This window comes from Streptomyces sp. Mut1 (assembly GCF_030719295.1).
In the GTDB taxonomy this organism is placed as follows: Bacteria; Actinomycetota; Actinomycetes; order Streptomycetales; family Streptomycetaceae; genus Streptomyces; species Streptomyces castrisilvae.
Genome location: NZ_CP120997.1, coordinates 6,292,138 through 6,304,400, shown reverse-complemented (window position 1 = coordinate 6,304,400; position 12,263 = coordinate 6,292,138). Strand labels below are relative to the sequence as shown.

The following is a 12,263-nucleotide window of genomic DNA, read 5'->3' as shown; positions in this document are numbered from 1 at the left end:
GAGCCCGCCCCGCTCACATCCTTACGCCCTCTCACGCTCCTGCTCCTGTGGCCGCCCCATGACGAGCGGGGTGGACATGCGGCCCGGGTCGCCGCCCGCCGTGGCGTCCATCGTGTCGATGACGTCGAAGGCGCGCCGGCAGTTGTTGGTGTCGCGCAGGACGAAGAACTCCTCGGCGCGGCGCCGGTATTCGGGCTCGACCTCGAAGCCGCGGGCGATGGAGGCGATGATCTCGTCCACCGCGCGGTCGACGGTGCCGCAGGCGGGGCCGAAGCCGTCGCGGGCCAGGTCGAAGTAGCCCCGCTTGTAGTGCTTGCTGTAGAACGCCTCGTCGTCGAAGTTCGTGTAGACGATGGGCTTGCCCATGTACGCGACGTCGAAGAACACCGAGGAGTAGTCGGTGACGAGCATGGAGCACTCGCGCATCGCGAGCTGCACGTCCCGGCCGGTGGAGGAGACCGTGATGGACGGGTGGTCGATGCGGAAGTGTTTCAGGTACGGGCGGATCTCGTAGTGCGGCATGAACTCCAGTTCCACGCGGTAGTACTGAAGCGCTTCGAGCAGCCGCTCGTCGCGCAGCAGTGCCGAGAAGAACCGGTAGTACTCGGAGGCGGCGAACGGGATCTCGGGCTTGGCGGCCTTGTTGTACGAGGGGGCCACGATGTCGCGTCGCCAGGTGGGCATGACCAGGACCTTGCGGGGGCCGTCGAGCGGCTTGAGCGCGTCGTAGCGCGGCAGTCCGGTGGCGGCGACCCGGTCGTAGCCGTAGCCGCAGTGCTCCGCGTAGTAGGCGCGCTCGCTGCGGCCCGTGGTGAGGACCATGTCGACGTTGGTGACCTGGGCGTGGATGGACCCGACGACGTCGTTGTAGACGACGCCGTGCTGGAGGAAGACCCGCTGGTAGCGCAGCAGGTCGCCGTAGCCGCGCAGGAAGGCCCGCTTCGACAGGCCGGGGAAGCCGAGGTAGGCCTCCAGGTCGTAGGCGTTGATGAGCCTGGTCGCGTGCAGCAGGTAGGCGCGGTACTTCCAGGAGAGCCGGTCGATGACCTGGCCCAGGTGGTCGATCTTCTCGCGGTCCGGGGAGTCGCCGTTGATCGCGTAGAAGACCTTGCGCCTGGGCTCGTTCTCCCTGATCCACTTGAACAGGTGGTACGAGTTGTCCTGCGCGGTGTCCTCGCGCTCGCCGATGATCCAGATGTCGCGGCCGTGCAGCTTCGGATACATCAGCCAGTACAGCAGCCGGGTGCGCCAGCCGGTGCGGCCGGGCAGGGAGTCGCGTGCCTCCTGGCGCAGGCGGCGCAGCGCGTGGCCGGCCTTGCGGAGGGGGCCGCTGATCCGGCGCAGGGTGACGGACTCGTTGCCGGCGATGGTCAGGCGGATGCGGGCCCGGCCGAGGCGGTGCACGCCCTTGAAGCGGTGCAGCATCTGGCGGGCCTCGACCGCGATGTCGTGGCTGCGGTCGCCGTCGTGGACGCGGACCCGGGGCTTCAGGTCGCGGTTGGAGAGCGCGACGAGGTCGCCGGGGCGGGCGGTGGCGCGCCAGCCCGCGTACCAGTCCTGTTCCTTGCGGGCGCGCCAGCGGTCGCGGCGGTAGACCTGTTCGATCGGGAGGGCGGTCTCCCGGCGGCCGTCGCCCAGGACCAGTTCGAGGCGGTTGCTGAAGAGCCGGTCGATGTCGACGCCGGTGAGGACCAGGAGTCCTTCGAAGTGGAGGTGGTCGCCGTCGGGGACGACGGTCTCCAGGACGGCCTTCTGCCGGTCGACCCGCAGCAGGGTGGTGGTCTCGGTGCGGTCGGCTTCGAGACCGCGGTGCATGCCCGCGTCGTCGATGAGGAGCTGCGGCCGGTAGGCGGGCTTGGTGTACGGGTCGCAGAACAGCTCGTAGTTGCCGGTCCGCACGGCGTGGTGCTGGAGGCGTGACATCGGCACGCCCGCGTACTGGAGGATCAGCTCGTCGGGTATCGGCCGGTAGATGTCGACCAGGGCGGGGAAGATCCCGGCGATCTCGGTCCGGCTCATGATCCGGTGGATGTTGCGCAGGTGCGGTTGCATGGAGCGGACCACGAAGCGCATGGCGAGCCGGGCGCCGCGGGCGCTCAGCCGTTCCGTCATCCGGATGACGTGGCGGCAGAGGCGGATGAGTTCCTGGGTCTTGACCGGGTCGTTCCAGGTCAGGTCGAACAGCGAGTCCCGCCGCTCCGGGTCGCGGGCGAAGGAGGTGGCGGTGGGCGCGGTCGTCACCGTACGGGCGTGCAGCAGGGCCGGAACGGCGAGCCAGGCGTCCTCGAAGCCGGGGCCGTGCCCGGTGCGCAGGGCGTGCCGGCGCAGCAGCGAGGTGCGGAACAGCTTGGCGCCCAGTTCCGCGGAGAAGATCAGGTAGGGGGCGTCGTCCAGGCGGTCGATGCGGGGGGCGTCCGCGCCGAAGTAGCGCCGCCAGGGGGCGTCGGTGGAGCTGCGCGGGCCGGGGAAGTTGTCCTGGTCGCCGACCACGACGTCGGCCTTGCACCGCTGGGCGGCGGCCACGAGCCGGCCCATGCAGTTCTCGCCGAGGATGTCCTGCGCGCGGGCGAACATCACGTAGGGCGCGCGCACGTAGCGCAGGCCGTTGTCGAAGCTGGAGCGCGCGCCGAGCCTGATCTGCGGGATCACCTCGACATTGGCGTGGTACGCGGCGAACTGGGCGAGCTGCGCGGAGGTGGCGTCGGTGGAGCCGTCGTCGACGAGGACCACCTGGGTCGCGGCGAACTCGCGCTGCGCGAGCAGGGAGCTGAGGAACTCGTACAGGTTGTACTCGTCGTTGTGGCAGTGCGCCACGATCGCGGCGTCGTACGTCTCGCGGTGGGGTGCCGCGGGCTCGGCGGGCGGGCCGTCCTGCCACCACAGCCACGGGGTGCCGCGCGGGTGGTCGGCGGTCTGCTGCTCGGTGGTCTCCGGGCGCAGGGCGAGGTTCCCGCTGACGGTCTCGTAGATCTCGTACGTGTCGTCCGGGCCGCGGTAGCGCTCGCGCCGGATGTCGAGGCCGCTGATCGCCACGGTGGTGGTGGCCCGCTCCTTGCCGTGCCGCAGCTGCACGAACAGGTTCCAGTTGCCGGCCCGGCCCGCCGCTCCGAGGGTGGCGGCCAGGTCGACCATGGTGTGGTAGCGGATGAACTCGTCGTCGACGTCGACGCCGGTCACCTCGAAGGTGTGGTCGGCCTTGGTGCTGCGGCGGCGGAGTACCGCGGTCAGCTCCAGCTTGTCCTTCGGCCCGACCCTGGCGAACTGGTTGCGGATGTAGCCGGTGACGTGGAGGGTGCTGTCCCGGATCTCGACCAGGGTGGCCTGGTTGAACAGCCGGGAGTCGGAGAGGCTGTTGCCGGTGAGGTCGAGGTCGGTGACGTCCAGGAACCGTTCGGCCTGCGGCCGGCCGAGCAGGGAGGCGGACCAGTAGACCTTGTCGTCGCGCCGCACCAGGTCGGAGCTGAGCACGCTGCGTCGCTGGGTGTAGTCGGAGACGGTGAGCGCGAGGTCGACGCGGCTGTGCATCAGGCTGAAGGCGCGTACGCGTTCCAGGGGCCCGCACAGGTCGTAGACGTCGGGCGGCAGCCCTCTGAGGTACGGCGCGACGAAGCCGGCGAAGCCCGCCCGGTACTGCTCGTCGCCCGCGCGCAGCTCCGGGGTGTAGAGGCGCAGGTCGTGCGAGAGGAACTTGGCGGCTTTGTGGGCGAGCAGTTCGCGCTCCCCCTGGCGGAGGAGGAAGGCGTCCGCGTACTGGTGCACGAGGACCCGGTCGCGGATGCTGCGCAGTTCACCGCGCCGGTTGGTGATGGAGGGGGTGTCGGTCTCGCGCTCCCAGATCCACCGGTAGACGGGGGCCGGGAGCAGGGTGATGGAGCGCGCCGAGTACCAGGCGACGGTGGAGAAGTAGGTGTCCTCGAAGAAGAGCTCTTCGGGGAAGCGGATGCCGTGGTCGAGCAGGAAGTCCAGCCGGTAGAGCTTGGCCGCGGCGATCGGGTCCTCGAAGAGTTCCGGCATCGCCCGCAGCCCGCCGTCGACGGTGCGCTCGGTGCCGTAGAGCTGGGGCTGCCAGACGGTGATCTCGTCCTTGGCGAGGTTCACGCGCAGCGCGCGGCCGGCGGTGATGTCGGCGCCGGTGGCGACCGCGGACTCCAGCAGGGTCTCGCAGGCCTTGAGGGGGAGTTCGTCGTCGGCGTCGAGGAACATCACGTACTGGCCGGTGGCGGCCATGATGCCGTTGTTGCGGGGCGCGCCGACGCCGCCGCTGTTCTGCGGGCGTTCGACGATCCGGACGCGGGCGTCGCCGGCCGCGAACTCCCGGGCCACCTGGAGCGTTCCGTCGACGGAGGCGTCGTCCACGACGACGACCTCGACGGCGCGGTGGGTCTGGGCCAGTGCGGACTGGAGGGCCCGGCCGAGCGTGGCACTCGCGTTGTAGGCGGGGACCACCACCGTCACGGTGTACAGCGAGGGGTCGGCGGGCGCAGTCATCGCACGGACCCTTCGCTCTCCGCCCAGTAGGGCAGGGCCCGCAGCTGCTGGGTCTCGATGTCCGAGGCGTGCGGGGTGTAGGGCTCGGGGTACGGCTGGAAGCCGAGGTCGTCGTCCCGCTCGGGGAGCGGGAACTGCTGGGCGAGGGCGTCCCGCTGGTCGTCGTCGCCGGCGTCCCCGCCCCTGCGGTGGCGTCCCCGGTGCAGGTGCTCGGCGATCACACCGGCGTTGGACGGCTCGGTGGCGAGCTTCTCCATGAGCCGGGTGAAGTCACGGGTGGAGAGCCAGAACTTGTACATGATCACGAGCTCGAAGAGCCCGAGGGCCGCGGCCGATATCGCGGTCGTCCACAGGATCTGGCCGATGAGCGGTGCCACGATGAAGATGAACATCTGGAACTCGATGCCGCTGATCAGGTGCGGCCTGATGCGGCTGCGCAGCAGGGCCTGGCGGAACCGGGTGTACCAGGGGAAGCGGTTGCGGAACTGCGCGTGCAGGTCGACCACGTCGCCGCTCTGCTGCTTGAGCACCTCGGCCTCGACGCCGGGGTTCTCCCTGAGCAGGTCCTCGATGAAGACCACCTTGGGCTGCTCGGGCGCGCCGGCCGCGGCGGCGGCTGTCGCGTCCCGCTGGGCCTGCTCCTCCTCCAGCGCCTTGCGCTCCATCGTGACCTTCTCGATCTTCATGCGCATGGACATGCGCATCTTGTAGATCTGGAGGGCGTCGACGTAGCGGAGCATGTCGAGGAAGACGACGGCCAGGGCGGCGAGGAGGTAGAGCTCGTTGTGGGTGCTCAGGTACTGGCCGCCCATCAGGGCGAGCGCGCAGAAGAGGACCCGGATGCGGTCGAAGACGTAGTCGAGCCAGCCCCCGAAGACGGTGCCGTTGCCCTTGAGGCGGGCGAGTTTGCCGTCGATGCAGTCGAGGATGAAGCTCAGGTGGTAGAGGGCGGCGCCGATGACGAGGGAGGCGGTGTCACCCTTCAGGAAGAAGTACGCGGAGCCGAGGCCGACGAAGAGCGCCGACCAGGTGACCCGGTTCGGGGTGATGAACTTGAACTTGGCCATCCCGATCAGCATGCGCGTGGCGACCGGATCGACCAGTAGAACGGTCCACCAGGCATCGCGCTTCTTGCATGTCAGCTTCTGAACGGCACGCAGCGACAGCTTCCCCATAACCCCTCAGACAACACGACTCACGTGGGTAACGCGGCCCCATCGGCCTGCAAGAAGTCGCAATCAAGGGGCGTTCACATAATGGACACAGGAGCTTCACCTGTGATCCACATAAAGACAGGACGAGACCCTATCAAGATCAAGGTCAAACTAGAAACTGTCAAAAGCGGTCACGTACGTGCACGCGGCCACCTTCCGGGCAGAGGTCAGGTTTCGGACCCCACCCTGACCCAGGGGGTGAAGGCGAGACCGCTCGCCCCCTGCTCCTGACGTGCGAGCCGCAGCACACCGTCGTCCCCCAGCAGCGCGAGGACCGCCCGGCCCAGGCCGTCCACCGCCACGGCCGGCGGCACCACCGAGGCTTCCCCGGCGTCGAACCACCACACTCCGCTCTCCGGCCGCCCGTCCGCGTGCGCCCCGACACAGCACGCCCCCGACTCCCCGGAACGCACCAGCACCGTGCAGCCCCAGCCCTGGATGCCGACCCCGGCGGCCGCGGCCACCGCCCCGGTGCCCTCCGGGCCGCCCAAGCTCACCGCACCGGCGCCCGGGACCTGCACGCAGACCTCGTTGCTCCCGGAGTAGCGGTAGCGCACCGTCCCCGCCTCGGGGGCCGCCGACAGGGTGCCGGGGGCGGGGCTGACGCCGGCCGTGGTGTCCAGCGCCCAGTCGCCGGAGGGCGTCTCGCGGTGCCAGCGGATCGCGGCCGCCGCGTCCCTGGTCCTGGCCCACACCTCGGGCGTCCCCGAGGCGGCGGTCAGCGCGACCAGCTCGTCGGCCACGGTGGCGCCGCGCAGATGCTGCCAGCCGCTCCACCGGCCGTCCGGCGCCTGCCGCCGCGTGCTGATGCTGTGGCCGATGTTCCGTACGAAGACGTGCAGGTTGCCCTTGGCGTCGAAGGCCGCGGCGGGGAAGCCGGCCTCACGGCCCTTGGCCCGGTCGTTGCCGTGCGGGTTGCCCACCGGGTGCCAGGGCCCGATGGGGCGCCCGCTCTGGTACTGGGTGGTGTGGACCACGTCGACGTAGTCCTTGCCGTCCGCGCGCTTCCTGCGGCGCAGGCCGAAGAGGTGCACGTAGCCCTGGGCGTCCTGGACCACTTCGAGCCCCGGCAGCAGGTCGGGCCCTTCGAGCAGCTCGGGCCCGCTCCACTCGTCCCCGCCCGCCCGCCGCTCGGTCCAGCGCAGCACCCCGGCCGCCGACGGGAGGTAGGCGGAGAGCCGGCCGTCCACGCCCCTGACGAGCCAGCGCAGCGGCAGCGGATGACGCGCGGCACCCCGTGCGCCCAGCCGCGGGTCCGCACCCGCGCGATGGCACCGCACGAACACCGGTGAGCCGCACTCCCGCTGGTACGTGCGGGCGGCGGCGACTGTGGCGCGCGCCACACTGCCGCGCAGCGGCGGCTCGGTGACGACCGGCCGGTTGGCCTCCCGGTCGATCGAGGTGTGCTCCGGGTCCGGGTCCAGGGTGGCGACCCGCAGCGGCCGCAGCTCACGCAGGGCGTCGAGCACCAGCGCGGTGATCTTCCCCGGCTCGGCGTCGATGACCCAGGGCTCTCCCGCCACCCGGACACCGCGGGCCGCGCAGTCGGCGACGGCCCGGTCGAACGCCGCCCGTTCGTCGGGCGTGCCCGGCTGGGCGCAGACGATGTCGACCTGCGAGCCGCTCTCCTGAAGTGCCAGCAGGGCCGGGGCGTCCCCCGGTGTCGCGACCACGATCGCCACACCCCCCGCCCCACTCGCCGACGCACCGGAACGGCCCGGCACCCGCCTGCCGCGCTCCGGCCGGCGCTCCCCTCTGCGTGCCATGCGCCCCGACCCCCCTCGTGTGTGGAACCGGGCGCGATGGACGTCCCGGCTTCCAAGAAGATATGCACTGTCGCTTCCGGTCAGGAAATCAGCCCATTGCGCTCAGGTATCTACCGGACCCGGACAGACATGATCAATTCCGTTCTGTCACAGTTGCGCCACAGCCTTCGTACGTACACCTGATCGACTGCTTATAGTGCTCATCCCGGGAAAACGCGGACCGGCTCCACCCCCCACCCGAGTCCCACCCCCATCACCTGCGCCCTGACCAGGCCACAAGTTGTGAGGACTCACTCAGGATGACCCAAGACGCCACCACCCCCGGCCCGGGGAGTTCCCCGGAGAAACCCCGCCGCGGGCGCAAGCGCGTTCGGACACGGGGCCAGCGCATACGCCGGGCCGTCCTGCTGTCGGTCCTGGTGCTCGTCGTCGCCGCCGGCGGAACGGCCTACTGGCTCTACAGCAGCCTCGACGGGAACATCAAGGGCGTCGACATCGACAAGGCCCTGGGCGAGGACCGCCCCGAGAAGCTCCCCACCAGCGGGCAGAACCTCCTGGTCCTCGGCTCGGACTCGCGGGCCGGCGCGGAGAACAAGGAGCTGGGCGGCGGCGTCGGGGTCAGCGGGGCCCGGTCGGACACCGCGCTGGTCGTGCACATCCCCGAGGGCCGCAGCAAGGCCGTCGCCGTGTCCATCCCGCGCGACACCCTGGTGACCCGGCCCGACTGCGCCAAGGCCGACGGCTCGACGGTCGACGGCAAGGACCGTGTGATGTTCAACTCCGTCTACTCACAGGTCGGTCCGGCCTGCGTGGTCAAGACGGTCGAGAAGATGTCCGGTGTGCGCATCGACCACTACCTGGAGATCAACTTCGCCGGGTTCAAGGACCTCGTGGACGCCATCGGCGGTGTGACCGTCGACGTCAAGGAGGACATCCACGACAAGAAGTCCGGACTCGACCTGGCCGCCGGACCGCAGCGGCTCAACGGCACCGAGTCCCTGGCCTTCGTCCGCACCCGTTACAGCGTCGGCGACGGCAGCGACCTCGGCCGCATCGGGCTCCAGCAGCAGTTCCTCATGGCCCTCCTCAGCGAGGTCAAGAAGCAGGACCTGCTGGGCAGTCCGACGAGCGCGTACAAGGTCGCCAACTCGGCCACCAAGTCTCTGACCACCGACGAGGGCCTGGCCTCCCTCAAGTCCCTCACGCAGTTCGCCCGTTCGATGAACGGGGTCGACCCGGACACGATGGAGACGATCATGCTCCCCGTGGCCTACGACAAGGTCGACCCCAACCGGGTCGTGGCCGCCGAGCCGCAGGCCAAGACGCTGTGGAAGTCGATCCGCGAGGACGCCGCCATCCCCGAGTCGGCCAAGAAGTCGCCCGCCACGGGTGGCTGACCGGACATCACGGCAAGCGGCCGTGGAACCCTCCCGGTTCCACGGCCGCTTCCGGTCCCGCAGCCGCTTCCGGTTCCACGGCCGCTTCCCGTTCCACGGCCGCTTCCGGTCCCACGGCCGCCCCTCAGGGACGCGCCGGGACTCACACCCGCTGGGCCGGCCCCAGCGCCAGGCCGGGTTCGTCGTTCTGCCGGGCCACGTAGAGACCGCCGCGCACCCCGATCACCGCGAGCACCACGCGGCCGTTCGCGTCGAGCGCCAGCGCCGGGGCCGTGGCGGTCCGTTCGCCCGTCGCCGCCCACCAGAGCCCGCCGCTCTCGTTCTCCGTTCCGCAGGCCGCGAGCATCACCCGGCCGTCGCGGTCGCGGTGGGCGAGCACCGTGCAGTCGTAGTCGTCCAGCTCGGCGCGGAGCGCGGCGACCGGGCCCTCGGCCGGGGTGTCACCGATCGTGACGGCCGGGGTGTCCAGGCGGTTGGCGGTGAGGGTGCCGGCGGCGGCGTCGGTCCAGTAGTAGGTGTTGCGGTCGGGAGCGGTCTCCAGGACGCTCACCGCCCCGCCGGCGATCTTGACGTTCAGGTTGGGAAGCTTCTCGAAGGCGCCGCCCGGTTCGTTCTGCGCCCACCTCATGGCCTTGCCTGCGCCGGGGACGAGAAGCTCGAAGCGTCCGGACCCGGCGACCGCGACAGCCATCGTCTCCTTGCCCAGGGTGCCCCGCAGGTCCTTCCACCCCTCCCACTTGCCGTTCTTGCCCTCGCGGCGCAGCATCATCCCGCCGTTGGCGTTGCGGACGAAGACGTGGACCGCGCCGGAGGAGGCGACGCCGGCCGCCGGAGGGCCGATGCGGGCGGCCCGCTCGGCGTCCTTGTACGGGTTGCCCAGCGAGCGCCACGCCGTGACCGGGCGGCCCGTCTGGTACTGGACGGCGTACACGAGGTCGACCTGCGGGCCCTCCTCGCCGGACACCGACCGCCGCCCGACGAAGTGCACATAGCCGTCCGCGCCCTGGGCGACGGAGAGATGGTTCAGGTCCGCGACCGGGAAGAACTCGGGGCCCTGCCAGCGGGGTCCTCCCGGGCGCTCCTCGGTCCAGCGCAGGACCCCGTCCTCGTTGCGGGCGTAGGCGGTGAGCCTGCCGTCCTTGCCACGCACGAGCCAGCGTCCGCCGACCGGGGTCCCGGCAGGCCCCTCGGCGCTTTCGACGTCGCACAGGGCGCCCTCGCCCTTTCCCGAGGTGCTCCCCTGGGAACGTCTCGACCTGACTCGCATGTCGTGAGGTCATCCTTCCGTGATGGTCCGCTCCCGATCTGCGGCTTTGTGTCACGACCGGCACCCGGAAGACGGGGAGCACCCATCATAGAATCACCGTTCGAACCCGCGGAATCGCCGCTACCGGCCCGCATCACGGGACTCAGCACCGTACGCCGGGGCGGCCTCCCATGACACCCTTGCGGCATGTCCGCCCCACACGCCCTGGTGATCATCGACGCCGCCAATGTGGTCGGCTCCGTCCCGGACGGCTGGTGGCGGGACCGGCGGGCCGCGGCCGAGCGGCTGCGGGACGCGCTGGTCCGCTACGCCGCCGACGGCCTGCCCGGTCTGCCCGGCCCCGTCGACCTGGTCCTGGTGGTCGAGGGGCGCGCCCGGGACGTCGCTCCGGTGCCGGAGGTACGGGTGGAGGCGGCGCCGGGCAGCGGTGACGACCGGATCACCGAACTGGCGGCCGAGGCCGCGGCGCAGTCGCCGCCGCGGCCCTGCCTCGTCGTCACCGCCGACCGCGAGCTGCGGCGCCGGGTCGAGGCGTACGGGGCCCGGTGCGCGGGCCCGCGTACGGTACGGCCCGCACGGTGACGCAGGAGGTCACGCGCGGGTGCGGCTCACCCGGCTGTGCTTGCGGCCGTACGTGAAGTAGATGATCACGCCGATCACCATCCAGACCGCGAACCGCAGCCAGGTCTCGGCCGGCAGGTTGAGCATCAGCCATACCGAGGCGGCCACCGACAGGATGGGGATCAGCGGCACCCACGGGGTACGGAAGGCCCGGTGCAGGTCCGGGCGGGTGCGGCGCAGCACGATGACGCCGAGCGCGACGACCACGAAGGCGAAGAGGGTGCCGATGTTCACCAGCGTCGCCAGCTCGTTGATGCTGGTCAGACCGGCGACGACGGCGATGAGCACGCCGAGCAGGATGGTCGGGCGGTACGGGGTGCGAAAGCGCGGGTGCGTCTTGGAGAAGAACCTCGGGAGCAGCCCGTCGCGGCTCATCGCGAAGAACACCCGGGTCTGGCCGAGCAGCAGGATCATGCAGACCGTGGTCAGGCCGACCGCAGCGCCGAAGCTGATGACGCCCGCGTAGAAGGGGTGCCCGACGGCCTTGAAGGCGTCGGCCAGCGGGGCGCTGACGGACAGCTCGGTGTAGTGCTGCATGCCGGTGACGACGATCGACACGGCGACGTAGAGCGCGGTGCAGATGAACAGCGAGGCCATGATGCCGCGCGGCATGTCGCGCTGCGGGAGCTTCGTCTCCTCCGCGGCCGTGGCCACGACGTCGAAGCCGATGAAGGCGAAGAAGACGACGGAGGCGGCGGTGAAGATGCCCATGACGCCGAAGTTCGTCGGGGCGTAGCCGAAGATCAGCTGGACCAGCGGGGCGTCGAGCCCCGATCCGGAGGGCTGCGGCTGGGCCTCGGGGATGAACGGCGAGTAGTTCGCGGTGTCGATGAAGAACAGGCCGGCGATGATGACGATCAGGACCACGGCGATCTTCACGGCGACGACCACCGTGGTGACCCGGGCGGACAGCTTCATGCCCAGCACCAGGATGACGGTCAGGATCAGGATCAGGACGAACGCGAGGATGTCGAAGCCGAATCCTTCCGCCACGTCCGGTCCGGACAGCGCGTCGGGCAGGTGCCAGCCGGCGTTGTCCAGCAGCGAGCGGACGTACCCGGACCAGCCGACCGCGACCACCGCCGTGCCCAGCGCGAATTCCAGCACCAGGTCCCAGCCGATGATCCAGGCGACCAGCTCGCCGAGCGAGGCGTAGGAGAAGGTGTACGCCGAGCCGGCCACCGGCACCGTGGAGGCGAACTCCGCGTAGCAGAGGGCGGCCAGGGCGCAGACGACGCCGGCGACGACGAAGGCGATGGCGGTGGCCGGGCCCGCCGTCTCCTTGGCGACCTTCCCGGTGAGGACGAAGATGCCGGTGCCGATGATGACGCCGACTCCGAAGACCGTGAGGTCGAGCGCGGAGAGGGACTTCTTGAGGGCGTGCTCCGGCTCCTCGGTGTCGCGGATGGACTGTTCGACCGTCTTGGTCCGGAACAGCCTGTTCCCGCTGGGGGGCAGGTCCTGCTGCGTGCTCACCGGCGTACCTCCACGCACTCGTCGTGCACGCCAT

7 protein-coding genes are annotated in these 12,263 nt (G+C 70.6%); 2 read left to right on the top strand and 5 right to left on the bottom strand.

The annotated features are described in order from the left end of the window. Positions 1 to 21: 21 nt before the first annotated feature. The 3 genes from P8A18_RS27420 to P8A18_RS27410 all read right to left on the bottom strand — a co-directional run bounded on the left by P8A18_RS27420 (position 22) and on the right by P8A18_RS27410 (position 7,375). Positions 22 to 4,488 carry a bifunctional glycosyltransferase/CDP-glycerol:glycerophosphate glycerophosphotransferase gene (locus P8A18_RS27420; RefSeq protein WP_306058679.1) on the bottom strand — a complete coding sequence of 1,489 codons (4,467 nt, stop codon included), beginning with the start codon at positions 4,486 to 4,488 and terminating at the stop codon, positions 22 to 24. Then, positions 4,485 to 5,663: a CDP-alcohol phosphatidyltransferase family protein gene (locus P8A18_RS27415; protein ID WP_306058677.1), complete on the bottom strand. Its 1,179-nt coding sequence runs from the start codon at positions 5,661 to 5,663 to the stop codon at positions 4,485 to 4,487. The genes P8A18_RS27420 and P8A18_RS27415 overlap by 4 nt, the downstream gene beginning before the upstream one ends. A gap of 206 nt (positions 5,664 to 5,869) precedes the next feature. Continuing rightward, positions 5,870 to 7,375: a DUF8189 domain-containing protein gene (locus tag P8A18_RS27410; protein WP_306058675.1), complete on the bottom strand. Its 1,506-nt coding sequence runs from the start codon at positions 7,373 to 7,375 to the stop codon at positions 5,870 to 5,872. A 392-nt stretch (positions 7,376 to 7,767) separates the two neighbouring features. On the opposite strand from P8A18_RS27410, the gene P8A18_RS27405 reads away from it, so the two are divergent. Continuing rightward, the gene (locus P8A18_RS27405) at positions 7,768 to 8,865 is read left to right on the top strand and encodes an LCP family protein (RefSeq protein WP_306058673.1); all 1,098 of its coding nucleotides are present in this window, start codon (positions 7,768 to 7,770) and stop codon (positions 8,863 to 8,865) included. A 142-nt stretch (positions 8,866 to 9,007) separates the two neighbouring features. On the opposite strand, the gene P8A18_RS27400 is transcribed toward P8A18_RS27405, so the two are convergent. Continuing rightward, on the bottom strand, positions 9,008 to 10,132 hold the full coding sequence (locus P8A18_RS27400) for a PLL family lectin (protein ID WP_306058671.1): 1,125 nt from the start codon (positions 10,130 to 10,132) through the stop codon (positions 9,008 to 9,010). A 186-nt stretch (positions 10,133 to 10,318) separates the two neighbouring features. Here P8A18_RS27400 and P8A18_RS27395 point away from each other — a divergent pair, with 186 nt between their 5' ends. Continuing rightward, positions 10,319 to 10,714: a PIN domain-containing protein gene (locus P8A18_RS27395; RefSeq protein ID WP_306058668.1), complete on the top strand. Its 396-nt coding sequence runs from the start codon at positions 10,319 to 10,321 to the stop codon at positions 10,712 to 10,714. Positions 10,715 to 10,723: 9 nt separating this feature from the next. Here the strand turns inward: P8A18_RS27395 and P8A18_RS27390 are convergent, their stop codons facing one another. Next, a complete protein-coding gene (locus P8A18_RS27390; protein ID WP_306058666.1) occupies positions 10,724 to 12,229 on the bottom strand; it encodes an amino acid permease in 1,506 nt (501 codons plus the stop codon). Between the last annotated feature and the right edge of the window lie 34 nt (positions 12,230 to 12,263).

Coding starts and splice junctions, on each gene's coding strand:
- P8A18_RS27420 (WP_306058679.1), bottom strand. CDS start 4,488: ATGACTGCGCCCGCCGACCCCTCGCTGTACACCGTGACGGTGGTGGTC.
- P8A18_RS27400 (WP_306058671.1), bottom strand. CDS start 10,132: ATGCGAGTCAGGTCGAGACGTTCCCAGGGGAGCACCTCGGGAAAGGGC.
- P8A18_RS27395 (WP_306058668.1), top strand. CDS start 10,319: ATGTCCGCCCCACACGCCCTGGTGATCATCGACGCCGCCAATGTGGTC.
- P8A18_RS27405 (WP_306058673.1), top strand. CDS start 7,768: ATGACCCAAGACGCCACCACCCCCGGCCCGGGGAGTTCCCCGGAGAAA.
- P8A18_RS27415 (WP_306058677.1), bottom strand. CDS start 5,663: ATGGGGAAGCTGTCGCTGCGTGCCGTTCAGAAGCTGACATGCAAGAAG.